At 70.0% G+C, this 23,678-nt stretch carries 26 protein-coding genes and 1 tRNA gene; 11 read left to right on the forward strand and 16 right to left on the reverse strand.

Going from position 1 to position 23,678, the window contains the following annotated elements:
- Nucleotides 1–588: a TetR family transcriptional regulator gene (locus ABH923_RS00940; protein WP_370053184.1), complete on the forward strand. Its 588-nt coding sequence runs from the start codon at nucleotides 1–3 to the stop codon at nucleotides 586–588.
- Here the strand turns inward: ABH923_RS00940 and ABH923_RS00945 are convergent.
- Nucleotides 485–1,825: an MFS transporter gene (locus tag ABH923_RS00945; RefSeq protein WP_370053186.1), complete on the reverse strand. Its 1,341-nt coding sequence runs from the start codon at nucleotides 1,823–1,825 to the stop codon at nucleotides 485–487. The genes ABH923_RS00940 and ABH923_RS00945 overlap by 104 nt on opposite strands.
- 156 nt (nucleotides 1,826–1,981) lie before the next feature.
- Between ABH923_RS00945 and ABH923_RS00950 the strand changes: the two genes are divergently transcribed.
- The 4 genes from ABH923_RS00950 to ABH923_RS00965 all read left to right on the forward strand — a co-directional run bounded on the left by ABH923_RS00950 (nucleotide 1,982) and on the right by ABH923_RS00965 (nucleotide 3,941).
- Nucleotides 1,982–2,488: a DUF1003 domain-containing protein gene (locus tag ABH923_RS00950; protein ID WP_370053187.1), complete on the forward strand. Its 507-nt coding sequence runs from the start codon at nucleotides 1,982–1,984 to the stop codon at nucleotides 2,486–2,488.
- A gap of 84 nt (nucleotides 2,489–2,572) precedes the next feature.
- Complete coding sequence (locus ABH923_RS00955; protein WP_370053189.1) at nucleotides 2,573–3,079, forward strand: hypothetical protein; 507 nt, start codon at nucleotides 2,573–2,575, stop codon at nucleotides 3,077–3,079.
- Between the two features lie 80 nt (nucleotides 3,080–3,159).
- On the forward strand, nucleotides 3,160–3,570 hold the full coding sequence (locus ABH923_RS00960; RefSeq protein WP_370053190.1) for a VOC family protein: 411 nt from the start codon (nucleotides 3,160–3,162) through the stop codon (nucleotides 3,568–3,570).
- 92 nt (nucleotides 3,571–3,662) lie between these two features.
- The gene (locus tag ABH923_RS00965; RefSeq protein ID WP_370053191.1) at nucleotides 3,663–3,941 is read left to right on the forward strand and encodes a hypothetical protein; all 279 of its coding nucleotides are present in this window, start codon (nucleotides 3,663–3,665) and stop codon (nucleotides 3,939–3,941) included.
- A gap of 46 nt (nucleotides 3,942–3,987) precedes the next feature.
- On the opposite strand, the gene ABH923_RS00970 is transcribed toward ABH923_RS00965, so the two are convergent.
- From ABH923_RS00970 to ABH923_RS01010, 9 genes are all read right to left on the reverse strand, one after another.
- Nucleotides 3,988–4,551: a dihydrofolate reductase family protein gene (locus ABH923_RS00970; RefSeq protein ID WP_370053192.1), complete on the reverse strand. Its 564-nt coding sequence runs from the start codon at nucleotides 4,549–4,551 to the stop codon at nucleotides 3,988–3,990.
- Between the two features lie 102 nt (nucleotides 4,552–4,653).
- Nucleotides 4,654–5,100 carry an SRPBCC domain-containing protein gene (locus tag ABH923_RS00975; RefSeq protein ID WP_370053194.1) on the reverse strand — a complete coding sequence of 149 codons (447 nt, stop codon included), beginning with the start codon at nucleotides 5,098–5,100 and terminating at the stop codon, nucleotides 4,654–4,656.
- The gene (locus tag ABH923_RS00980) at nucleotides 5,097–5,450 is read right to left on the reverse strand and encodes an ArsR/SmtB family transcription factor (RefSeq protein ID WP_370053196.1); all 354 of its coding nucleotides are present in this window, start codon (nucleotides 5,448–5,450) and stop codon (nucleotides 5,097–5,099) included. Before ABH923_RS00980 ends, ABH923_RS00975 begins: the two co-directional genes overlap by 4 nt.
- Nucleotides 5,451–5,535: 85 nt before the next feature.
- Nucleotides 5,536–5,796, reverse strand: coding sequence for an SHOCT domain-containing protein (locus ABH923_RS00985; protein ID WP_370053198.1), 261 nt, complete (start codon nucleotides 5,794–5,796; stop codon nucleotides 5,536–5,538).
- On the reverse strand, nucleotides 5,793–6,218 hold the full coding sequence (locus ABH923_RS00990; RefSeq protein WP_370053200.1) for a DUF6325 family protein: 426 nt from the start codon (nucleotides 6,216–6,218) through the stop codon (nucleotides 5,793–5,795). The genes ABH923_RS00985 and ABH923_RS00990 overlap by 4 nt, the downstream gene beginning before the upstream one ends.
- 162 nt (nucleotides 6,219–6,380) lie before the next feature.
- Entirely contained in the window at nucleotides 6,381–6,782 is a 402-nt protein-coding gene (locus ABH923_RS00995) for a DUF1801 domain-containing protein (protein WP_370053202.1), read from the reverse strand.
- On the reverse strand, nucleotides 6,779–7,396 hold the full coding sequence (locus tag ABH923_RS01000) for a dihydrofolate reductase family protein (protein ID WP_370053204.1): 618 nt from the start codon (nucleotides 7,394–7,396) through the stop codon (nucleotides 6,779–6,781). Before ABH923_RS01000 ends, ABH923_RS00995 begins: the two co-directional genes overlap by 4 nt.
- Nucleotides 7,396–7,893 (reverse strand): SRPBCC family protein, encoded by a 498-nt coding sequence (locus tag ABH923_RS01005; RefSeq protein ID WP_370053206.1) that lies wholly within the window; start codon nucleotides 7,891–7,893, stop codon nucleotides 7,396–7,398. The genes ABH923_RS01000 and ABH923_RS01005 overlap by 1 nt, the downstream gene beginning before the upstream one ends.
- A gap of 3 nt (nucleotides 7,894–7,896) precedes the next feature.
- Nucleotides 7,897–8,238 carry an ArsR/SmtB family transcription factor gene (locus ABH923_RS01010; RefSeq protein ID WP_370053208.1) on the reverse strand — a complete coding sequence of 114 codons (342 nt, stop codon included), beginning with the start codon at nucleotides 8,236–8,238 and terminating at the stop codon, nucleotides 7,897–7,899.
- Nucleotides 8,239–8,414: 176 nt separating this feature from the next.
- On the opposite strand from ABH923_RS01010, the gene ABH923_RS01015 reads away from it, so the two are divergent.
- A complete protein-coding gene (locus ABH923_RS01015) occupies nucleotides 8,415–13,124 on the forward strand; it encodes a beta strand repeat-containing protein (RefSeq protein ID WP_370053210.1) in 4,710 nt (1,569 codons plus the stop codon).
- A gap of 71 nt (nucleotides 13,125–13,195) precedes the next feature.
- Here ABH923_RS01015 and ABH923_RS01020 read toward each other — a convergent pair whose 3' ends face one another.
- The 6 genes from ABH923_RS01020 to ABH923_RS01045 all read right to left on the reverse strand — a co-directional run bounded on the left by ABH923_RS01020 (nucleotide 13,196) and on the right by ABH923_RS01045 (nucleotide 17,148).
- On the reverse strand, nucleotides 13,196–14,041 hold the full coding sequence (locus tag ABH923_RS01020) for a class II glutamine amidotransferase (protein WP_370053212.1): 846 nt from the start codon (nucleotides 14,039–14,041) through the stop codon (nucleotides 13,196–13,198).
- Between the two features lie 100 nt (nucleotides 14,042–14,141).
- Complete coding sequence (locus ABH923_RS01025) at nucleotides 14,142–14,564, reverse strand: VOC family protein (RefSeq protein WP_370053214.1); 423 nt, start codon at nucleotides 14,562–14,564, stop codon at nucleotides 14,142–14,144.
- A 97-nt stretch (nucleotides 14,565–14,661) separates the two neighbouring features.
- The gene (locus ABH923_RS01030) at nucleotides 14,662–15,729 is read right to left on the reverse strand and encodes a hypothetical protein (protein ID WP_370053216.1); all 1,068 of its coding nucleotides are present in this window, start codon (nucleotides 15,727–15,729) and stop codon (nucleotides 14,662–14,664) included.
- A 68-nt stretch (nucleotides 15,730–15,797) separates the two neighbouring features.
- Nucleotides 15,798–16,550 carry a 3-oxo-5-alpha-steroid 4-dehydrogenase gene (locus tag ABH923_RS01035; protein WP_370053218.1) on the reverse strand — a complete coding sequence of 251 codons (753 nt, stop codon included), beginning with the start codon at nucleotides 16,548–16,550 and terminating at the stop codon, nucleotides 15,798–15,800.
- 19 nt (nucleotides 16,551–16,569) lie between these two features.
- Nucleotides 16,570–16,642, reverse strand: a tRNA-Val gene (locus ABH923_RS01040).
- Nucleotides 16,643–16,677: 35 nt separating this feature from the next.
- Complete coding sequence (locus tag ABH923_RS01045) at nucleotides 16,678–17,148, reverse strand: peroxiredoxin (protein ID WP_370053220.1); 471 nt, start codon at nucleotides 17,146–17,148, stop codon at nucleotides 16,678–16,680.
- Between the two features lie 226 nt (nucleotides 17,149–17,374).
- Between ABH923_RS01045 and aceE the strand changes: the two genes are divergently transcribed.
- The 5 genes from aceE (at nucleotide 17,375) to ABH923_RS01070 (ending at nucleotide 23,657) form a co-directional block, all read left to right on the forward strand.
- Nucleotides 17,375–20,101 carry a pyruvate dehydrogenase (acetyl-transferring), homodimeric type gene (aceE, locus tag ABH923_RS01050; protein ID WP_370053222.1) on the forward strand — a complete coding sequence of 909 codons (2,727 nt, stop codon included), beginning with the start codon at nucleotides 17,375–17,377 and terminating at the stop codon, nucleotides 20,099–20,101.
- 8 nt (nucleotides 20,102–20,109) lie between these two features.
- Entirely contained in the window at nucleotides 20,110–21,318 is a 1,209-nt protein-coding gene (locus ABH923_RS01055; RefSeq protein WP_370053223.1) for a PucR family transcriptional regulator, read from the forward strand.
- 93 nt (nucleotides 21,319–21,411) lie between these two features.
- Nucleotides 21,412–22,332 (forward strand): ACP S-malonyltransferase, encoded by a 921-nt coding sequence (locus tag ABH923_RS01060; RefSeq protein WP_370053225.1) that lies wholly within the window; start codon nucleotides 21,412–21,414, stop codon nucleotides 22,330–22,332.
- Between the two features lie 14 nt (nucleotides 22,333–22,346).
- Nucleotides 22,347–23,351 (forward strand): beta-ketoacyl-ACP synthase III, encoded by a 1,005-nt coding sequence (locus ABH923_RS01065; RefSeq protein WP_370053227.1) that lies wholly within the window; start codon nucleotides 22,347–22,349, stop codon nucleotides 23,349–23,351.
- 54 nt (nucleotides 23,352–23,405) lie between these two features.
- Nucleotides 23,406–23,657, forward strand: a complete 252-nt coding sequence (locus ABH923_RS01070; RefSeq protein WP_021765217.1) for an acyl carrier protein — start codon at nucleotides 23,406–23,408, stop codon at nucleotides 23,655–23,657.
- The last annotated feature ends 21 nt before the right edge of the window (nucleotides 23,658–23,678 follow it).

Here is a 23,678-nt window from a genome sequence, read left to right on the forward strand (position 1 = left end):
GTGACCACAATCGACATCCACCCTGAGGCCGTCGGCCTCCGGGAGCGCAAGAAGCTCCAGACCCGCACTGCCATCCACGAAGCGGCCTTCCGCCTCATCGACTCGCAGGGGCTGGACGCGACGACGGTCGAGCAGATCTGCCACCAGGCGGACGTCTCGGGCCGGACCTTCTTCAACTACTTCCCCTCCAAGGCCGCAGCAGCCCTCGAATTCCAGGGCCCCGCCATCCACCCGGACGTGGAGCAGGCGTTCCTGGCTCACCCCGGCAGCCTGGTCATCGCCCTGTGCGAGGTGATCGGCAGCGGTTCGGAACACGGCCCTGACCTGGTCAGCATCAAGCGGCTCCTGAGCCGACGCCCGGAGCTGCTGACGACCGCGACCCGCATGATGGTCGAGGTGCGGGAGATGTACGTCGACCTCGCCGCTCAGCGCGCACGAAGCAGGTCCGAGGCGGAACTCGCCGTCGTCCTGGTGATGGCCGCGCTCAGCAAGACCCTGCACGACGACAACGCGCCCGATGTGCCGATCGGTGAACAGCTGAAGGCGACGGTGCGGCAGCTCCTCGCACTCGACTGCGACGAGGGGTGACGATCGCCGTCGACGCCGCGACAACGAAGACCGCGGCGCCGACGCCGATGGTCAGGCGGTAGCCGAGCAGCGTCGCCAGGAGCCCGGCGAGGAGGGCGCCCACGAAGAACACCACGCGGTTGACGGTCCGGATGGTCGAGTTCATCCGCCCTTGGATGGCGTCCGGTGCGACGGACTGCCGGTATCCGGTGTCGTTCGGGTCCTCGATGCCCATCGAGAGGCAGTAGACGAACTGGGCCGCCGCGACGAGCGCGATGCCGCCGCCGGCCGTGTCGACCGGCACGACGGCGACGGCGAGCCAGGGCACGACGACCAGTGCTCTGGCGAGAAAGATTGCCCGGCCGGCGCCGAGCCGGGCGCCGACCCGTGGCGCGATGAGCGCACCCAGGAACCCTCCGACGCCGCCGAATGCCAGGGCGAGCCCGTACGCCCAGGGCTGGAGCTGGAGCTCCCGGAGGACGAAGACCGCGAACACGGTCATCACGATGCTGTTGCCGAGGAACCAGGTGTGGATCGACAGGGCCAGCGGCCGCAGCGTCCGGTGGTGGTAGGTGTAGCGCATGCCCTCGGCGATCTCGTGACCGATGTGACGGCCGGCCACGCGTGGGCCGGGAGTGGGCTCGTCGACCCGGATCCGCGACTGGAGCACCGCCGAGACCGCCGTGAAGATGGCGTCGAAAGCGAAGAGGAGGGGCGCGCCGAGAACGTTCAGGAGCGCGCCGCCGAGCGCCGGCCCAGCGGTCCCGGCAACCGTTTCGCTCTGCCCGAGGCGCGCGTTGGCCATGACGAGGGATTCTCGGGGAACGATGCGGGGGAGCAGCGGCTGAGCGGCCGAGTCGGCGAACAGCACCAGGACGCCGAGCACTAGCGTCACCGCTGCGACCGACCAGAAACTGAGGGTGTTCGTGACGATCAGAACGGGGATCGCGGCCAGGGCGGCCGCGCGGCCGATGCTCGTGATGACCAGTGTTCGCTGACGACGCCACCGATCCATGAGGGCGCCGATGATCAGGCCGAGGAACAGGTACGGGACGACGCTCAACGCGCTCAGGACGCTGATCTGCACGGTCGTCGCGTGCAGCACGGAGACGACCAGGACGTTGAACGCGACACCGGAGACCGCGCCACCGAGCGCCCGGATGCTGCTGGCGCTCCAGAACAGGGCGAACGCCGGCCTGCGGAGGATTTCGGGCGGGGGAGAGACGACACGGGCTGGAGTTGAGGCGTCGTCGTCCACTCCGCCAGCCTAGCGAAGCGGCGACAGCGGGCCGCTGGACTGCGGCGGTCTGCACCATACGAGAACCCACACCTCGGCCTCCCGGCGTCCGTCGCGCCTGCGCAGTACGCTCGCCCCATCGGTGGGAGGAACCCGCCGCGAGCCTGGAGCAGAGCGATGTCGCAGCCGTCTTCCCCTACCGGAGCATCCACCTCCGCCACACCTGCCCCCGGGCGCCGCCGCCCGTTCCTCAGGCCCAGCCGGCTGCTCGCCAACGCCCCGCACGAGAAGTTGCATCCCGCGGTGCTCGCCGAGGCCGAACGCCGCGCGTCAAGCGTTCAGCTCCGGATCGCCGACGCGATCACCGCGTTCGCCGGGTCGATGATGTTCGTCTACCTGCACATCGTGCTCTTCGCGGTCTGGATGCTCGTGTTCGAGAAGAGCCCGTGGCCGACGCTGACACTCATCGTCTCGCTCGAGGCGATCTTCCTCTCGACATTCGTCATGATCGGGCAGAACCGTCAGGCCGCCTTCCAGCAGGCGAAAGCAGACCACGACTACATCGCCCAGCAGAAGCTGCTCGAGGAGAACACCGAGCTCACGCGCACGATCCATAAGCTGACGCAGGAGATTCACGCGCGGATGCCGGAGAGCGGTGCTCCCTCGGCCGGCGGGGCGCGATAACCCTAACGGGGGCGGTGGGATATCCGGTTGCTGAATGTAGCCTGAGTGAACGCGGCTCGAAACGCAGTGAACGGGAGTAGTTCGATGGCGGATCCTCAGACCGGCCGGACGCATCCGTTCGGGAGGCCGGTGCGGATTGTCGGCGGTTGGCGGGCTGGGTTCGTCGTCGTCTTCATTTGCGTGGTTATGGGGTATCTCTACTTGACCGAGTACGTTGTGGCCGCCTTCATCGATCCGGTAGCTGCAGACCTCGTGGCGCAGGCACTGATCCTCGGGTTCTGGACATGCGTCGTGCGCCTGTTTCGGGGCCGCGGCGAACCGGTCGGCCCTCCGCGCCCGTGGTGGCAGATGACACATCGAAGCCCGGCCTGCTGGTTCCTCGCTGTGTTGGCGGCGGCGGCGTTCGTGTGGAACGTGGTGTGGGTCACAACCGGGGGCGGCATCGTGCCCGGGGACCCGGCGGCGTGGGTTCTGCTGGTAGTCCTTCACTTGGTGACAAGCGCAGCGTTGGTCTCCCTGCTCATCAACTCCGCGATCCGTCTCGGCCGCGAGAGCGTCCCTCAGAACGCTGCTGACGAGCCGGTCAGATAGTCCTGACCGCAGGTCGGGGTATCACTGATAATGCACATTATGTCAGCTCGAAGACCTTTCGCCGGTTGTACGCTTCCAGAATGGTGGCCACAGACGACTTCCCCGGCGACGCCGAACTGACGCACATCCTGGTGGTGGCGGACGCCGATGCCTCCCGTGATTTCTACCGGGATGTCGTCGGCGCTGAGATCGTCCGCGAGTACGGCGGCACCAGTGTCGTCGCACGGCTGGCCGGCACCTGGCTCCTGCTGGTGACCGGTGGCGGCCCGACTCCCGACAAGCCGGCCGTGACGTTCTCCCCGCCCGATGACCCGGACCGGGTCAGCCACGCGATGACGTTCCGTGTGCCGGACTGCGCTGCAGCCTACGAGGTGCTCACGGCGCGCGGCGCCACCTTCCTGACCCCGCCCATCGACCATGGGCCGGAGGTCCGCTGCTTCTTCCGCGATCCGGACGGGCACCTGATCGAGCTCTCCGAATACCGGGGCTGATTCGACACTCTCCAACTGCCCCCGCGAGCACACCCTGTCGTATACGGACTGCTCCGGATGCGAGCGGTTCCGTCGAGACGAAGGAGCCTGACATGAAGAGAATCGCCGCGGCCGTCGGCCTGGCCGTCCTGTTCACGCTCACAGCCTCCGCGCCGGCCCTCGCGAACAACCCTCCCGGCCCTCCCGGGCCTCCCAGCCAGTCGTGCCAGTCCGTGGAGCCCTTCACCCCGGGGCATGCCGCGAACAGCCCGGGCTCCCCCTTCAACGAGCCCGGCATCAACAGCGCCAACGGCGGCATCGGAGGTCAGCACTACTCCGCTCGGTCGCAGTACGACGTGGCCTGCTACCAGCAGTCCGTCCACCAGAGGTGACGCGAAGCCATCGGGGACTCCGCGCCGCGGGGTTCCCGATCCCCCGCTAACGGACCACCTCGTACACGACCTTCTGCACCCCGTTCCCGTATGTCTCCCCCTCCACCACGGTCAGCTTCTGGATGCCGTGCTCCGAGCTGCTGAACAACCGCTCCCCCTCGCCCAGGAGCACCGGGAAGACGAGCAGGTGGTACCGGTCGACCAGTCCCGCGTCGGCGAGGGCGTGGCCGAGCGCCATGCTGCCGTGGACGATGATCGGGCCGCCCTCTGTCGCCTTCAGTGCGGCCACGTCGTCGAGCGAGCGCAGGATGGTCGCGGGCCAGCGCTCGTCGTCCTGCTCCAGCGTCGTGGAGACGACGTAGCGCGGCATCGCGTTGTAGCCGGCGAACTCCTCCATCGACGGCCAGACCGGGGCGAAGAGCTCGTAGCTCGTGCGGCCGAGCAGGACGGCGGTCGACTCCCCCTGCTCCCGGCCCTTCAGCTCGTAGGCGGCGGGGTCGAACTCGACGCTGTTGAAGGTCCAGCCGGAGTTGCGATAGCTCGCGTCGCCTCCCGGGGCCTCGGCGACGCCGTCGGCGGAGACGAAGGCGGAGATGATCAGGTCGCGCATGGGTATCAGTCCTCTCGGTGCGGATGAACGGCAGGCTGTATTTCCTGCTGCATTCAACCTACCAGTTCTGAACCAGTTAGTTCAATACCGAGAAGTGTGCGATCAGCCTTCCGCGAGCTCCCCGAGGACGTCGAGGAAGGTCTGCCAGCCGGCGATCGTCCCCTGCCGCTGCTCGTCCGAGAAGCCGGGCGTCTGCTGGGTCATGCGCAGGCGCGTCCCCACCGCGGACGGTGTCAGCTCGACCGTCAGGACGGCCCGCTCGGGAACGGCGGGACGATCGGTGAGCGTCATCACCAGGCGCGACGGCGGGTCGACCTCCAGGAACTCCCCCGCCCAGTCGATGGTGGCGCCGTCCGGCAGGACCATCATCGCCGACCAGGCCCGGCCGACCTCTGCGCGGTAGTCGAGCCCGTCGAGGGGAACCTGCACCTCGCGACCGCCGAACCAGCGGGCGAACGACTCGGGCGTCGTCCAGGCGGCGAACACCGCGGCAGGCGGCGCTGCGAACTCACGGTCGATCTCGATGCCGTCCTCGGTGATCCCGGTCACTCGTCGTCCGTCCGTTCGGCAGCGTTCGTGGCGGCGAGGAGGTCGTCGAGCGCCTCGAAACCGGCCTCCCAGAACCGCTGGTAGTCCTCGATCCACGCCGAGGCGGCCAGCAGCGGGCGGGCGTCGAGCATGGCGGGACGGTACTGGGCCTCGCGGCCGCGTGTGACGAGGCCGGCGCCCTCCAAGACCCGGAGGTGCTTGGAGACGGCGGCGAAGCTCATCTCGAACGGCGCCGCGAGATCGCCGACGTTCGCCGAGCCCTCCGCGAGCCGTGCGAGGATCGCTCGCCGCGTCGGATCCGCCAGGGCCGCGAAGGTCCGGCTCAACGGATCATCGATCGCCGTGGTCATAGCCACCTCCCCATCGACGTACTGAACCAAATGGTTCCATACCACGCCAACGGTAGCACGCGGGGTGCTCCCCCGCCGGGAGGCGCTAGGCGCTCAGGATGCGGGCCTTCTGCGCCTCGAACTCCGCCTCGGTGAGCACTCCGGCGGCGCGCAGCTCCCCGAGCTGGGCGAGCTGATCGAGCACTGACGACGCAGCGTCCGGGGTCGGCGCCTCGCTGGGGGCGGGCGGGTTCAGCCCGGCCGCCGCTGCGTCCTGGGCCGCCCAGCGCTGTTGCTGGCGTCGGTGGGTGCTTCCGATGACGCGGGTCGCGACGGAGGCGCGCGCGGCGGTGCGGAGGAGGCTCATCGGTCCGTTCCTTTCCGTTCGAGGGCGTCGGCGAGGTCGATGATGTCGACTCCGCCGGCGAAAAGTTCGGCGCCGCCCGCTGCGATCCAGGCGTCCGCGGCGGGAGCCAGGGAGCGGTCCTCGTAGACCAGTGCGATGGCGAAGGCGCCGGGCTCCAGCGCGTCAACGACCCGCTGGACATCCTCAGCGTCGAGGATGCCGGAGTAGGCGCCCGCGAAGCCGTCGAGGCTCGGGAGCTGGTCGAGCGGCTGCCGGACGGACGCGCCGGAGTCGTCCACGCGGATCAGCTCGAGGTCGAGGACCTCGATGATCCCGTCATCGACTCGGCGCAGCACAGCGGCGAGGCCTGCGCTGACAGAGGCCTCGGCGGGGAAGGCGAACACGAGATAGTCCACGGGTCCGGCGAAAGCGTCGTTGGCCATGACGGTCCTTTCGTTGAGAGGGCACAGCGAAGGCGACGCTAGCGGCGGATCGAACGTGCTCCCCCGCCATCGGCCCGGCTGCTGCGCGACCGCGGCCGAAGTTTCACCGGGGAGGCCATCCCCCGCCCGGCGTCGTGTCCTGCGCGCTCACCCGGGCAGCGCTCACGTCCTCCGGCCGCCGACCCCCGGCCGCGAGGTGATCTGCCGCATCCAGTCCGCGACCTGACTCTCGTCCAGGTCCGCGAGCGACGCCAGCTCCACGCCGCGAGTGGCCTTGCCCATCGCCACGGGCGTCACCGGCGGCACGGGCTCGAGGGTCGTCCCGTTCACGAACATCAGCTTCACGAGGTCGTCGAATGCGCCGCAGCAGAAGCACCAGCCGTCGCCGACGCCGTAGTACGACATCCCCCACTTGATCGAGCGGGTGAGGCCGGGCAGCGTTCGCGCGGCCAGGTCGTCGACGGCCTGGGCGATCGCGCGCTGGGCGTCGGGGAGGCTCGCGATGTAAGCGAAGACCGGCTTGTCGCCGACCGCCGCCTTGGCCGGGCTCGCGCGGCCGGTCATCGCTCGTGAACCGTGTAGGTCAGGTGCGTCGCGCGCGGCGACGCCTCCGAAGCGGTCTGCTCCAGCCTGATCCGGGAGTCGTCCACGGACTCGAAGAGACGGATGCCCTTCCCGAACAGCACGGGTGAGAGGGCGATCGAGAACTCGTCCACCAGGCCCGCATTCAGGAACTCCACGATTATCGCTCCGCCCCCGGCGATCCGGACGTCGCGCTCCCCCGCGGACTCGCGCGCCCGGTCCAGCGCTACCCGGAGGTCGTCGACGAAGTGGAAGGTGGTGCCGCCGAGGCGCTCCCAGGGGTCGCGGCGCTCGTGGGTGACCACGAACACGTCACTGTGGAACGGCGGGTCCTCCGGCCAGGAGTGCTCCCCGGCCTCGAACATCCGCTTCCCCATCACGCTGGCGCCGGTGCGCTCGAAGGTGCTGCGCGCGATGTCGTTGTCCAGTCCCTCCTCGCCGCCGGGGCCGAGCCCCAGGTTCTGCCGGAAGAAGAGGGTCGGGAACACCCAGTGCTGCAGCTCCATCCACTGCGTGCCCATCAACTCGTCCGGGGAGTCCGGAGCCATGAACCCGTCCAGCGACATCGAGACGCTGAAGAACACCTTCCCAGCCATCAGTCCTCCTTCTCATTGCTCATCGTGGTCTCGACATAGCCGGCCAGTTTGGCCAGCGTCTGCCTGCCTCCCTCGGCGGCGTGCGAGCGCTCGAGCGCCTGGTCGCGCAACTCGGCCGTCGGGAAGACCGTCCGCAGCTCGATGCGCGTGGCGGCGCCCTCCGGCGTGAAGATCAGCGCGGACTCGAACAGGTCGGGGTCGTCGCGGCGCTCGCCGTGGAGCATCTCGATCCGCTCGGACGGGACGATGGCCGTCCAGGTGATCCACTCCGGATGGACCGTGCCGTCCGGCCCGCGCATCGTGAAGACCCACTCCCCGCCCACGCGGAAGTCGAACGACCGGGTGGTCGTGCTGAAGCCCTCGGGACCCCACCACCGTGACAGGTGCCTCACCTCCGTGAACGCCTCGAACACCAGCTCGGGCGGCGCGTCGATCACGCGGGTTACCACGATCTCGCGATCGGCGGTCGACGACTCCACTGCTTCCGGTTCCCCCACTGGCTACTCCCCTGCCCTCTCGGCCTTCAGCTCTTGCATGTACGCGTCGAGTCGGGCGAAGCTCTCGTTCCAGAAACGTTCGAAGCCGCCCGTCCACTCGTGGACCGTGCGGAGGCCGCCGGCGTCGAGGCCGTAGACCCGCTGCTTGCCGGCGCGGCGGTCTTGCACGAGCCCGACCTCTTTGAGCACCCGGAGGTGCTTGGATGCGCCGGGCTGCGGCATCCCGAGCGCGGCTGCCACCTCGTTCACCGGCCGCTCGCCGGACCGCAGCAGCATCAGGATGTCACGACGGCGCGGCTCCGCGATCGCGTTGAAGACGTCCGAGGTCGTCGCTGCCCGTGCCATGCGATCGATCATATACCCATATGGGTGCAGATGGACAGGTGAAGATCGTCGTTAAAGCTCCTTTCCGCTGAACGGAAGGATGTGCTCAGTCCCGCGGAACGACGAGGGCCGGCGGCTCGATCCGCCGCGTGACGTCGGTAGCTTTCGACGGTCATTTCACCGACGGGGAGGCATCGATGAAGTTCTTCACACGCAGGCGTTCGAAAGCGCTTGCCGCGCTCGTGAGCCTGGTGATGGCGGTGGCCGGCGTCATCGTCTTCTCGCAGATGGCGGCGGCGGCGCCCACGGACCAGCAGTGCTCGTATGCGGACGCCGGCACCGGGACGTACGCGCGCACGCTGTGCTGGCTCGACCAGAGCGGATACGACCAGGCGGCGGCCGCCAGCCTCGGCGGCCAGCAGATGAAGGTCGCGCTGCCCGGCGGCTACACGCTCGGATACACGGCCTACGCGACCGGCCGTGCGGTGGTCCCCGCAGCCCTCCCGACGTACGTGGCCGCCTACCTCGGCCGCAGCGACGGCGCGTACCGCGGTGTGGCGGGTATGCCGGCGCTGTACCAGGCGGGCGCGACGGGCGCCAACTCGTCCGTCCTGATGAGCGGCATCACGGTCACGGATGCCGACGGCAACCCCGTCAACGCGTTCTCGATCGTCATGGCGGACGCCGAGTCCACCGACCAGGGCGAGGCGCTGCAGTTCGCGTCCGATCAGCCGCTGCGTCAGATCGCGCCGCTGGGCAACGCGTGCGAAGCAGGGTTCACCGGGGTCGGCACGAACGCAGTGACGTGCTCCAGCAACGAGAGCGTCTGGAGGACCGGCACCGCGATGCTGGCGGCCGACGCGCCGCATGCCGTCTCGATCGAGTTGGACTCGGGCCGGCGCCAGGGTGTCGCGTTCGGCATCCTGCTGTCGAAGGTCGTCCTGTCCAAGACCGTCGCCAGCCGGGTGAGCCCGTCCGACTCGTTCGGACTCGGCGTCACCGCCCCCGGCGGCATCCAGCTCGCCAGTGCCAACACGGGCACGGCGACCACCGCCACGACCGGCGAGGTCGAGACCATCGGCGCCGCCACCACCTCCCCGTTCACGCTCGCGGAGACCGCGACCGGCACGACGCCGATCGGCGCCTACGCGCAATCCTGGGCGTGCACCAGGAACGGCTCGGCCGATCCCGCTCTGCCCTCGGGCGCCGCCGGCCCCTCCGCCTCGGTCACGCTCGCGATCGGCGACCTGGTCAACTGCACCATCACGAACACGGCGCTCGCCGGGAACCTCCTCCTTCAGAAGGAGGCCGGACCCGTCAACGACGTCAACGGGAACGGCGTCCGCGACGCGGGCGACACCATCCCCTACTCCTTCGCGGTGACGAACACCGGGCAGATGACCGTCGAGAACCTCGTGGTCAACGACCCCGCGGTCGGCGCGGTGACCTGCCCGACGACCACGCTCGCCCCGGGGGCCTCCACCCGCTGCACGGCGAACTCGGTGTACACCATCACAGCCGCGGACGTCGCCTCCGGCGCCTTCACGAACACCGCGACGGCGCAGGGCAACCCGCTCGGCGGAACGACGGTGATCCGCTCCAACACCTCCGCGACCACGACGACGCTCGAGGCGGCGAACGCCGCGCTGACGCTCAGCAAGACCGTCACCCCGTCGGCCGCGTCGACCGCCGGGACCGCGGTGACCTACGACTACAGCGTGACGAACACCGGCAACGTGGATGTGCACGCGCTCGCGATCGTGGAGAGCTCCTTCTCCGGCAGCGGGACCGGCCCGTCGCCGGTCTGCCCGGTGACGTCGCTCGCCCCCGGAACCTCCACGGTCTGCACCGCGACTTACACACTGACCCAGGCGGACGTCGACAGCGGCTCGGTGACGAACACCGCGCACGCGACGGCGTCCGACCCCGAAAGCGGCACCGTCGACTCCCCCAGCTCGTCCGCGACGGTGACCTCGGCAGCCGCGCCCGCGATCACGCTCGAGAAGTCGGCGTCGCCGGACGACGCCGCGTCGTTCGTCGTCGGGCAGGTGCTGACCTACTCCTTCGTCGCCACCAACACCGGCAACGTGACGCTGACGAACGTCGGCATCGCCGAGCAGGGCTTCACCGGCACGGGAGGCGCGGTGAACCCGGTCTGCCCGGCGAGCGCCCCGATCCCGCCGGGCGGCCAGGCGACCTGCACGGCGACCTACACGCTGACGCAGGCCGACATCGACCAGGGCGACGTGACGAACACAGCGACCTCGCACGGCACGCCGCCGACCGGTCCCGCTGTGAGCTCGGCGCCGGACACGATCAGCGCCCCGGGCAACCCGGCCCCGGCCATCACCGTCGATAAGACCGCCACGCCCGCGACGGTCGCGGCGCAGGGCGACGTCGTGAGCTACCAGTTCGCCGTCACCAACAGCGGGAACGTGACCCTGAAGGACGTCACGGTCGACGAGACGGCGTTCTCCGGCAGTGGCGCGACCCCCGCCGTGACCTGCCCCGCGGAGGCCGCCACGATGGTCCCCGGCGCACGGGTGGTCTGCACCGCCAGCTACACGCTGACCCAGACGGACGCCGACCAGTCCCAGCTCATCAACACCGCCACCGCGACCGGCACCCCGCCGGCGTCAGCGGGCGGACCCGTGACGAGCGCGCCCTCGACGGCGACCGTCGCGGTCGCCGAGAACCCGGCGCTCGCGCTGGTGAAGACGGCGAGCCCCCTGCACGCGACGGCTGCGGGTGACGCGATCACCTACTCGTTCGCGGTGACCAACACCGGCGACACGACGGTGAACGGCATCGGGATCGCCGAGGGCGCGTTCTCCGGCACCGGCACGGCTCCGTCGCCGACCTGTCCGGCCGGCGCGGCCTCCCTCGCGCCAGGCGCGACGGTGACCTGCACGGCGACCTACACGGTCACCCAGGCGGACGCGAACGCCGGCGGCATCGACAACACCGCCGCCGCGACGGGCACGACAGGAAGCGGCGCCGCCGTGACGTCGGGCGACTCGCAGACCGTGGTGCCGATCCTGGCGGACCCGGCAGTGACCCTCCAGAAGACCGCCACCGTGCGGAGCGTGACGGCCGCCGGCCAGACGATCACCTACGAGTTCGTAGTCACCAACACCGGGAACGTGACGCTCCAGAGCCCCCAGGTCGTGGAGGCCGCGTTCAGCGGGTTCGCCGTGCTGAGCCCGGCGTGCCCGGCCGGGGTCACTTCCCTGGCGCCCGGCCAGTCGGTGACCTGCACGGCCGACTACGTCGTGACCCAGGCCGACATCGACAAGGGCGGGATCACCAACCGAGCCGTGGCGACGCTCCAGACGCCGGGCGGAGCCACCATCACCGCTCCCCCGTCGGAGGTCGACATCACCGCCGACCCTGCGCCGGCGTTGACGATGGAGAAGACGGTCGACCCCACCGCGATCACCGCGGCGGGACAGCCGGTCACCTACTCCTACCTGGTGACGAACACGGGCAACGTGACGCTCACCGACATCGGCGTGGCCGAAGGCGAGTTCACCGGCAGCGGCGGCACGCCGGCGCCGAGCTGCCCGGCCGGCGCGGCCTCCGTCGCCCCGGGCGCGACCGTCACCTGCACGGCGGCGTACACGCCGACCCAGGCCGACGTCGACGCGGGCACCGTGACCAACACGGCGACCGCGAGCGCCACGCCGATCGGCGGAGGCGCAGCGGTGGACTCCGAGCCGTCGTCGACCACCTTCAGCGCCACCGCGTCGCCGGACATGACGATCACCAAGACGGCCGACCCGGCCACCATCACACGCGCCGGTCAGACCGTGACCTACAGCTTCGTGGTGACGAACACCGGCAATGTGACCATGTCCTCGGTCGAGGTGATCGAAGGGACCTTCACCGGAACCGGCGTCGCCCCGGCCGTCCAGTGCCCGGCGTCGCCGATCGTCCTGGCCCCCGGTGACACGGTGACCTGCACGGCGACCTACATCGCGACCCAGGCGGACGTGGACGCAGGGACCGTCGACAACACGGCGACGGTGCAGGGCACGATCCCGTCGGCTCCCGATGTGCCGATGACGTTCGGGCCGGCGGGCAGCACCGTCGACGCACCGGCCGATCCGGCGCTGACGATCGTCAAGTCGGGCACGCCGAGCGACGCCGCGTCCTTCACGACCGGGGCGGTGATCACCTACAGCTTCGTGGTGACCAACACCGGCAACGTGACGCTGGACGACATCCAGGTGGCCGACTCGGGCTTCACGGGCAGCGGCCCCGCCCCGGTGCCGGACTGCTCCGGTGAGCCGACCTCACTGGCGCCGGCCGCGCAGCTGACCTGCACGGCGACCTACACCGTCACGCAGGCGGACGCCGACGCCGGAGGCATCACCAACACGGCGACGGCGAGCGGCGTCCCGCCCGCGGGCGGCGAGCCCGTGGAGAGCGAGCCGTCCACGGTCACGCTGCCGCACGACAGCGCGCCCGCGCTCGACCTGGTGAAGAGCGCCACGGTGAACGCCTCGACGATCGACTACCGCTTCACGGTGACCAACACCGGGAACGTGACGGTCACCGGCGTGTCCATCGCGGAGGGCGACTTCACCGGCACCGGTGGGTTCCCGGGCATCGGCTGCCCGGACGGGGCGGCCTCGCTGGCTCCCGGCGCGTCGATCCTCTGCACGGCGACGTACACGCTGACGGACGCCGACCGGAAGGCGGGAACCGTGGCCAACACGGCGGTCGCGGACGGCCAGTCCGGCTCCGGACGGGTCTCCTCCCCTCCGTCGACGGCTCGGGCCGCGCTCGGCGGGCTCGCCTCGACGGGGCTGGACATGGACACCCTCGTCTGGTTCGGCGCGGTCCTCCTGGCCCTCGGCGGAGGCGCCATCGGATTCCGGTTCCTGCGGCGACGCCGGGCCTGACCGGGAGGCGAAGAAGGCGGGGACGACTCAGGTCGTCCCCGCCTTCCGTCGTTCGCCGCCAGCCGTGGTTCTCAGGCGTCGGCGCGCGCCATGAACGGCTCGTGGTGGTAGCCGTCGTCGTTGAGGATCGCCACCGTGGACTCCCCCACCTCCACGAACGCGCCGGGGATGTCGTTGAGCGGCTCGGACACCACGACCTTCGCCCTGTCCCCGAACACCTCCAGGCGGGCGGCGTCCGGGTACATCTCGCGCAGCTCCGGGATGGCGACCGAGTGGTACAGGGTGCGGCTGCGGCCCGAGGTGGAGTGCCGGAACGCCCACAGCGTCCCGCCGTCGGAGATCGCGATCGTCCCCTGCATCGGGAACTGGACGCCGTTCGCCTCCCCCACCTCCTCGATGCGCTGGACGGTCTTCGTCATCGCGCCGATCGGGTCGTCCTGGAGGCCGAACGTGAGGGCCAGGTAGAACATGACCTCGGAGTCGGTGGTCCCGTGGATGAGCGGGTAGAGCGACGGGTCGACCGAGAAGGTCAGGTCGCGCTTCATCTGCGCGAAGCCCCCGAGGAAGCCGTTGTGCATGAACATCCAGTTCTCGTAGCGGAACGGATGGCAGTTCGTCTGCTGGATCGGCGGGCCGCCCGCCGCCCGCACGTGCCCGAAGAACAGCGGGCTCGCGATCGAGTTGGTGAGCTCACGCAGGTTCTCGTCGTTCCAGGCGGGCTCGGTGGAGTGGAACAGCGCGGGCGTGCTGCCCGCCTTCGAGCCTTCCGGGTACCACCCGAAGCCGAAGCCGTCGCCGTTCACCGTCTCGGCGCCGAGCGGCGAGTTCAGCGATTGCGCGACCAGCGAGTGTTGCGCGTCCAGGATCAGGACGGCGGGTTTCAGCGCCTCCCCGGAGTACGCGAGCCAACGGCACATGACGTCTTCCCTCCCGGATCGACCGGCTCGATCCGCGAGCACCATAACGCCGCGGACCCTCCCCCGGGAATGGGCGGTGGAGTGACTCCCAGGACCGCTCTCAGGCGGTCGGCGCAGCCCCGGCGATGTTCACCAGCCACTGCACGCCGAACCGGTCGACCAGCATCCCGAAGCTGTCGCCCCACGGCGCCTTGGAGAGCGGCTCGACGACGGTGCCGCCGTCGACCAGCTTCTCGTAGTAGCCGGAGAGCTGGGCCTCGTCGTCGCCGCTCAGCGACACCGAGATCTGCGAGCCCTCCTTGAGGTCCATGTGGGCGGGAACGTCGGCCGCCATGATCGTGAAGCCCGCGTCGGTGGTGAGCTGCGAGTGCATGATCAGGTTCGCGTCGTCCGGGTCCTGGCTCATCCCGAACTCGGAGAAGGTGCTCTGCTGAAGGGTGCCGCCGAAGACGGACTGGTAGAAGTCCATCGCGTCGCGGGCCTGCGTGCGGAAGTTGAGGTACGGGTTCAGGATCGACGGCATCGTGGGATCTCCCTTCGTGCGCGCGCACGGTGCGCGGCTCAGGATTCAGGCTAGTCAGTGGGCCGCCCGGGCGGGAAGGCCGCAAGCGAGCGGCGCGTCAGGCGAGGTACGCGGCGACGAACAGCTCGCCGCGGATCGCGCCCAGGGCCGCCAGGACGCGCTCGACCACCGCGTCCGTCACCCCGGACGCGACGACGTCGTTGGGGCCGAGCGGCGCGAGCGGCGAGCAGCGCACCCGCACGACCTCCCAGCCCGCGGCGCGCAGCAGGCGGTCCTTGCGGCGGTCGGAGGCCTCCCGCGGGCCGACGTGCTCCAGCCCGTGCCGGCCGATGGTGTCGTACTCGATGGCGACGCGCAGCTCCGGGACGACGATGTCAGGCCACACCTCCAGCTGGTTGTAGAACGGCCGCGCGACCCGGACCGCGTTGAGGCTCAGGTCGACCGCGAGCCGGGCGGCCAGGCGGCGCTTCAGCTCGGGCTCGGCCGCCGACGCGGGGCGCGGAGCCAGCTCGCTGAGGAAGGCCTCCCCGACCGGCACCCGGTCCGCCCCGCGGCGCGCGTTCCGGCAGACCGGGCAGCGGCGGCCGCCGAGGATGCGCTCGACCGTGGCCGAGTAGCTCGGATGCCCGTTCGAGCACTGCCACGAGTAGCGGGTGGCGGTGCCGTTCTCGTGCGAGAGCGCGACGCGCGAGCCAGGCGCCGCCAGCGCGATCAGCTCCTCCCGCGTCATCGACGTGCGGTCGAGCCTCCGGCAGAGGTAGCAGCGGTCGTCGTCCGGGTCGTTCTCGATGCGGCGCAGGTCGCGCGCGTGGCCGCAGACGTGCAGCCCGGCGTCGGGCTCCGGCGTCCGGACGCGGCGCGGGACGGCCTCCTCGCTGCACCACGGACACCAGGCCGACCGCCGCCGGGTGCCGCCCGGACGGGAGCGCTGCTCCTCCGGCGTGGCGATGAAACGGTGGCCGGCGTCGCACTCCCACTGCACGTAGACATCGGCGGCGGGCGGGATCTGGCTGAGCACGATCCCGGCGTTGAGCTCCGGATGGAATTGGCGCACCACGGTCGGATAGCGCTGCCAGTCGGCGCGGTAGGTGCCCACGGCGTAGGGCACCGGGAGGCCCTTCGACCACTGCCGGCGTGCCCACCACTGCGCGACGTTCTCGGTCACGTCACCCCGTCCTTCACACGCCAACGATACGGCGGGCATCCGACAGCGGGGGTATCACGACGGTGACGTCACAGCACGAACGGCAGCAGGGCGTGGCGGTCGGACGGGTAGTCGGGGAAGGTCTCCCGGTACCAGCGGTGGTTCGCCATCGCCCGCGGCGCGAGGTTGGCGACGGTGTAGAGCGCGAATGCGAGCCCCGCGAGCGACCAGGTGGCGACGGCCCAGCCGGTCCACTCCACCATCTCGCCGAGGTAGTTCGGGCTGGACACGAACCGGAAGCCGCCCCCGTACGGGATGCGGTACCCGGCGCCGGTCCTCCGCAGCCTCCGCAGGATCCGGTCGGAGCCGACGTTGAGCGCGTAGCCCGCCGCGAACAGCGCGACACCGATCCAGAACCGCGGATCGCCCAGCCACGACACCGGGTAGACGCCGTACTCGGAGATCCACCGCGCGTTCACCCACGCATTGAGCAGATTGAAAAGGATGGCCAGCAGCATCACGAGCACCGGCATCCGCGAGCCCGAACGCATGAGCAGCGGGTAGACGAAGGCGCGCTGCACGTAGTGCGCCTGCCAGAGCAGCAGGAAAAGCAGGGGCACGAGGTCGGCGCGGTGCGAGCCGAGCAGGTAGAAGGCCAGGAAGGCGAGGCTCGCGGGCGCCTCCATCACGATCCAGCCGACGCGCGCCGGGACGGTCGGGCCCCAGCCCGGGCGACCATGGCGTCCGCCGTAGGGCGCGATGACGAAGAGCAGGGCGACGAAGGTCACGGCCGCGAGGATGAGCTCGGCGATGACGAACCAGCGATAGGGGCCGGGCGGCATACGTGGGAGCTTAGAGGAGTGGGCCCTGCCGGGTTCGAACCGACGACATCCACGGTGTAAACGTGGCGCTCTACCAGCTGAGCTAAAGGCCCTGGTCGCGTCCCAGCCTAGCGGGGAAGGCGCACCCTCACACGTGCGCCGGCAGCAGCTCCAGCGCGGCCTTGTACGCCTCGATCGACCGGGCCTCCCCCGGCGCCGTGATGAACGACGCCCGGATGATGCCGGTCTCGTCGATCAGGAACGTCGCACGGTTGGCGAAGCCCTTCTCCGGCAGGAAGACGCCGTACTCCTTGGCGATGTCCCCGTGCGGCCAGAAGTCGGCCAGCAGGCTGAAATCGTAGCCCTCCTGCTCGGCCCAGGCGCGCAGCGTGTACTTGGAGTCCACGGAGATCGCCAGCAGCTCCACCCGGTGGTCCTGGAACATCGCCAGGTTGTCGCGCAGCGCGCACAGCTCACCCGTGCAGGTGCCCGAGAACGCCAGCGGGAAGAAGACGAGCGCGACGGCCTTGGAGCCGCGGAAGTCGCTGAGCCGGACCGAGCGGCCGTGCTGGTCGAGCAGTTCGAAGTCGGGAGCCTGGGTGTCGTTCTCCAGAGCCATGAGACGTGTCCTTTCACGCGCTCCGGGGACGATTCCACCCGGCCGGCGCACGAGGACACAGCATAGACCCGGACGCTCGGAGCGCCAACCCGTGGCGGCCTCGCAAGCGGTCACCGGTGGTCCCGAGTTGCGGCTAGGCTGAACGATGGTGCCCGCAGATTTGTCGTGACCCGACAAGCGGATGCGCTCCTTCCACGATCCATCCGACACAAGAAAGAGGTCGAGGGTGACTGTAAACGACCAGGACCCGTACTCGATGAATAACATCGACTCGGACCCCGAGGAGACCGCCGAATGGCGCGAGTCCCTCGACGCACTGGTTGCGGCACACGGCCACGAGCGCGCTCGCGAGATCATGCTCAGCCTGCTGAAGCGCTCGAAGGAACTCCACCTCGGCGTGCCGATGGTGCCGACCACCGACTACATCAACACGATCTCCCCGGAGAACGAGCCGGACTTCCCCGGCGATGAGGACATCGAGCGCCGCTACCGCGCCTGGATCCGCTGGAACGCGGCCATCCTGGTGCACCGCGCGCAGCGTCCCGGCATCGCCGTCGGCGGCCACATCTCGACCTACGCGTCGAGCGCCGCCCTGTACGAGGTCGGCTTCAACCACTTCTTCCGCGGTCAGGACCACCCGGGCGGCGGCGACCAGATCTTCGTCCAGGGCCACGCCTCCCCCGGCACCTACGCCCGCGCCTTCCTCGAGGGCCGGCTGAGCGCCGACCAGCTCGACGGCTTCCGCCAGGAGAAGTCGCGCGCGGGCGGCGGCCTGTCGTCGTACCCGCACCCGCGGCTCATGCCCGAGTTCTGGCAGTTCCCGACCGTGTCGATGGGCCTCGGCCCGATCAACGCGATCTACCAGGCGCAGCTCAACAAGTACCTCACCAACCGCGGCATCAAGGACGCCTCCGACCAGCACGTCTGGGCGTTCCTCGGCGACGGCGAGATGGACGAGGTGGAGTCGCGCGGCCAGCTCCAGGTGGCGGCGAACGAGAAGCTCGACAACCTGACCTTCGTCATCAACGCGAACCTGCAGCGCCTCGACGGCCCGGTGCGCGGCAACGGCAAGATCATCCAGGAGCTGGAGAGCTACTTCCGCGGCGCCGGCTGGAACGTCATCAAGGTGATCTGGGGTCGCGAGTGGGACGACCTGCTCGCCCGCGACACCGACGGCGCGCTGGTCAACCTGATGAACCAGACGCCGGACGGCGACTACCAGACCTACAAGACCGAGAACGGCGCATACGTGCGCGAGAACTTCTTCGGCCGCGACCCGCGCACGCTCGAACTGGTCAAGGACTACACCGACGACGAGGTCTGGGGCCTCAAGCGCGGCGGCCACGACTACCGCAAGGTCTACGCGGCCTTCAAGGCGGCGGTCGAGCACAAGGGTCAGCCCACCGTCATCATCGCGAAGACCATCAAGGGCTACGGCCTTGGTCCGTCGTTCGAGGGCCGCAACGCGACCCACCAGATGAAGAAGATGACGCTGGACAACCTCAAGACGTTCCGCGACGCCATGCGCATCCCGGTCACCGACGCGCAGCTCGAGGAGAACCCGTACCTGCCGCCGTACTACAACCCGGGGCCGGACGACGAGGCGATCCAGTACCTGCACGAGCGCCGGGCGGCCCTCGGCGGGTACGTTCCGGAGCGCCGCGTCAAGTACACGCAGCTGAACCTCCCGGACGACTCGGCCTACGCCATCGCCAAGAAGGGCTCCGGCACGCAGGAGATCGCCACCACGATGGCGTTCGTCCGCCTGCTGAAGGACCTGCTGCGGGCGAAGGACTTCGGCCACCGCATCGTCCCGATCATCCCGGACGAGGCGCGCACCTTCGGCATGGACGCGTTCTTCCCGAACGCGAAGATCTACAACCCGAACGGCCAGCACTACACCTCGGTCGACCGCGAGCTGCTCCTGGCCTACAAGGAGAGCCCGCAGGGCCAGATCATCCACGTCGGCATCAACGAGGCGGGCGCCCTCGCGGCGTTCACCAACGTGGGCACGTCGTACTCGACGCAGGGCGAGCCGCTCATCCCGGTCTACGTCTTCTACTCGATGTTCGGCTTCCAGCGCACCGGCGACGCGATGTGGGCGGCGGGCGACCAGATGGCGCGCGGCTTCATGATCGGCGCGACCGCAGGCCGCACCACGCTGACCGGCGAGGGCCTGCAGCACGCGGACGGCCACTCGCTGCTGCTCGCCTCCACGAACCCGGCTGTCGTCTCCTACGACCCCGCCTACGGCTACGAGATCGGGCACATCGTCCGCGCTGGGCTGGAGCGGATGTACGGGGAGTCGCACCCGAACCCGAACGTCATGTACTACCTGACGGTCTACAACGAGCCGATCGTGCAGCCGGCCGAGCCGGAGGGCGTGGATGTGGACGGCATCGTCCGCGGCATCCACAAGCTCCGCGTCGGCGAGACCGGCGGCCCGAAGGCGCAGCTCCTCGCGTCCGGCGTCTCGGTGCCGTGGGCGCTGGAGGCCCAGCACCTGCTCGCGCAGGACTGGGGCGTGTCGGCCGATGTCTGGAGCGTCACATCGTGGAGCGAACTGCGCCGCGACGGCCTGGCGGCGGAGGAGCACAACTTCCTCTACCCGCAGCAGGACAAGCAGGTGCCGTACGTCACCCGCAAGCTGCAGGGCGCAGAAGGCCCGTTCGTCGCCGTCACCGACTACATGCACGCCGTGCCGGACCAGATCCGTCAGTTCGTGCCGGGTGAGTACGCCACGCTCGGCGCCGACGACTTCGGCTTCTCCGACACCCGCGCCGCCGCGCGCCGGTTCTTCAAGATCGACGGCCCGTCGCTCGTGGTCCGCACCCTGGAGCTGCTCGCGGCCCAGGGGAAGGTCGACCCGAATGCCCCGGCCTGGGCGATCGAGAAGTACCTGCTGCACGACGTCAACGCCGGCACCACCGGCACGGCGGGCGGCGAGGCGTAACGACGCCCGTGGCGACTGCGACGGAGAGGACCAAGGCCGAGACGCTTGCGTGGCTGCGCAAGATCTCGGGCGAGCTCGCGACGACGACGCTGAAGCGGCTGGAGGACACGCTCCCCTGGTACCGGGACATGCCCCCCGGCCGCCGCAGCGCCGTCGGCCTGGTCGCCCAGGCGGGCATCTCGTCGTTCATCTCGTGGTTCGACGACCCGCGCTCGACGCCGTGGATCGCGGCCGACGTCTTCGGGGCGGCTCCACGTGAGCTGCTCCGGAGCGTCAGCCTGCAGCAGACCCTCCAGCTCATCAAGATCACCGTGGAGGTGGTCGAGGAGCGCGTGAAGAGCGGCGGCAACGAGTCGCTGAAGGAGGCCATCCTCCTGTACTCGCGTGAGATCGCCTTCGCCGCGGCCGACGTGTACGCCCGCGCCGCCGAGGCCCGCGGCCTCTGGGACGCACGCCTGGAGGCGCTGGTGGTCGACAGCATCCTCACGGGCGAGTACGACGACGAGCTGCCCAGCCGGATCGCCGCGCTCGGCTGGCACGGCCACGGCGAGGTCAGCGTCCTGGTGGGCACCGCCCCCAAGATGCTCGACGTGGACCAGCTCCGCCGCACAGCCAGGCACATGTCCGCGGACGTGCTGATCGGTGTGCAGGGCAGCCGGCTGGTGCTCGTCATCGGCCGCGCCGTCCCGGCCGACGCGGCGAACGAGGACGCCATCGGGGCCACGCCGGCGGTCAGCTTCCTGGAGATCGCGCAGCAGCTCGAACCGGGCTTCGGTGCGGGTCACCTGGTGCTCGGCCACGAGGTCGCCAGCCTGGTGGACGCCTCCAAGAGCGCCAAGGCCGCGCTGGCCGGCTTCGCCGTCGCCAAGGCGTGGCGTAACTGCCCGCGGCCGGTGCACGCCGACGATCTGCTCCCCGAGCGGGCGCTCGCGGGCGACGGTCTCGCGCGGGCCACGCTGATCAGCCGCATCTACCGGCCGCTGCAGGCGTACTCCACGGAGCTCTTGACGACGCTGTGGTGCTACCTGGACAACGGCAGGTCGCTGGAGGCCACCGCGCGCGAGCTGTTCGTGCACCCCAACACGGTGCGTTACCGGCTGAAGCGCGTCTCCGAGGTGATCGGCTGGGACGCCACCGGGGCCAGGGAGGCGCTCATCCTCCAGGCTGCGCTCATCGTGGGCTCGATCAACGAGCCGGACGCGCCGCGGAAGCACTGATATCCGCCCGTTGTAGACATCCACAAAGCTTCGACGCATAGTTCATCCACATCCGACACATCCGCGCGGCGGAAGATTGGCAGACTTGAACCCGTGATCGTCATCGCGTGCCCGGGGCAGGGTTCCCAGACCCCCGGCTTCCTCGACCCGTGGCTCACCGAACCGTCGTTCCGTGACCAGCTCACCCGCATCTCCGACGCGGTCGGCATCGACCTCGTCGCGCACGGCACGGTGAGCGACGCCGACACCATCCGCGACACCGCGGTGGCCCAGCCGCTGATCGTGTCCGCTGGGCTGCTGACGCTGTCGGCGCTCCTCGCCGACGGCCGCCGCGAGAAGGTCGGCGGCATCGCCGGGCACTCGGTCGGCGAGCTCACGGCCGCGGCCGGCGCCGGTGTGCTGTCCGAGACCGACGCGGTCGCGTTCGTGCGGGAGCGCGGCGCCGCGATGGCCCGCGCCGCTGCAGAGGTGCGCACGGGGATGAGCGCGGTGATCGGCGCCGACGAGGATGAGCTGCTCGCAAAGCTCGACGCGCTCGGCCTCTCCCCCGCCAACTACAACGGCGGCGGCCAGATCGTCGTCGCGGGCGACCTCGACGCACTCGCGAAGCTCGCCGAGGACCCGCCCGCCCGCGCCCGGGTCATCCCGCTGCAGGTCGCGGGCGCGTTCCACACGCGCTACATGGCCCCCGCGGTCCCCGCGCTGGAGGAGTTCGCCGCCGGCCTCGCCACGAACGACCCGACGCTGCGGCTCTGGACGAACAAGGACGGCTCCGAGGTCACCGACGGCGCCGAGTTCCTGCGCCTGCTCGTCGGCCAGGTCTCCTCGCCCGTGCGCTGGGACCTCGACATGGCGGCGTTCCAAGAGGCCGGCGTGACCGGCATCATCGAGGTCGCTCCCGCCGGCGCGCTCGTCGGGCTCGCCAAGCGCGGCCTGAAGGGCGTCCCCGCCGTCGCGGTGAAGACCCCCGACGACCTGCCCGCCGCGTTCGACCTCATCGACCAGGCCGCCTAGGAGGACCGCAGATCATGACCCACCCCACCCTGCAGCAGTCCCACGGGCCGCAGTACACCCGCATCCTCTCCATCGGCGCCGCCCGCGGCGACCTGGTGGTGCCCAACGACGACCTGGTCGGGCCGATCGACTCGTCCGACGAGTGGATCCGGCAGCGCACCGGCATCATCACCCGCACCCGCGCCAGCCACGACGTGTTCGCCGTCGACCTCGCCACCGAGGCGTCGAAGGAGGCGATCGAGAAGTCCGGCGTCGACCCGAAGCTGATCGACGCGGTGATCGTCGCGACGATCTCCAATCCGCAGCAGACGCCCTCCGTGGCCGCCGTGCTCGCCGACCGCGTCGGCGCCAACCCGGCCGCGGCCTACGACATGAACGCGGCCTGTGCCGGCTACGCCTACGCCGTCGCCCAGGCCGACGCGCTCATCCGCACCGGGCAGGCGCACTACGCGCTCGTCGTCGGCGCCGAGAAGCTCTCCGATGTGGTCGACCCGACCGACCGGACCATCTCGTTCCTGCTCGGTGACGGCGCGGGCGCCGTGGTCATCGGCCCGAGCGAGTACCCCGGCATCGCCAAGACGGTGTGGGGCTCGGACGGCTCCAAGGCCGGCGCGGTCGGGATGGACGGCACGCTCACCGCCTTCCGCGACGGCGAGACCCCGTGGCCGACCCTGCGCCAGGACGGCCAGACCGTCTTCCGCTGGGCCGTCTGGGAGATGGCGAAGGTCGCCAAGCAGGCCCTCGACGCCGCCGGCGTCACCCCGGACCAGCTCGCGGCGTTCATCCCGCATCAGGCGAACATGCGCATCGTCGACGAGTTCGCCAAGCAGCTCAAGCTGCCGGAGACGGTCGCGATCGCGCGTGACATCGAGACGACGGGCAACACGTCGGCCGCCTCGATCCCGCTCGCCACGCACCGGCTCCTGCAGGAGCACCCCGAACTGTCCGGCGGCCTCGCGTTGCAGATCGGCTTCGGCGCCGGTCTGGTATTCGGCGCGCAGGTCGTCGTGCTCCCCTAGGGCCTGCCCTAGACTGATCAACGGTCAAAACGACACCCCCTCAAGGAGAAAACAATGGCATTGTCCACCGAAGAAGTTCTTGCCGGCCTGGCCGAGCTCATCAACGACGAGACCGGCATCGCGACCGACACGGTTGAGCTGGACAAGTCGTTCACCGACGACCTCGACATCGACTCGATCTCGATGATGACCATCGTGGTCAACGCCGAGGACAAGTTCGATGTGAAGATCCCGGACGAAGAGGTCAAGAACCTGAAGACCGTCGGTGACGCTGTCGAGTTCATCGTCAAGGCGCAGGACGCCTAAGCACCGCACGAAGAAACTTCC

Origin of the sequence: Leifsonia sp. EB41 (assembly GCF_041262565.1) — a bacterium.
GTDB lineage: Bacteria > Actinomycetota > Actinomycetes > Actinomycetales > Microbacteriaceae > Leifsonia.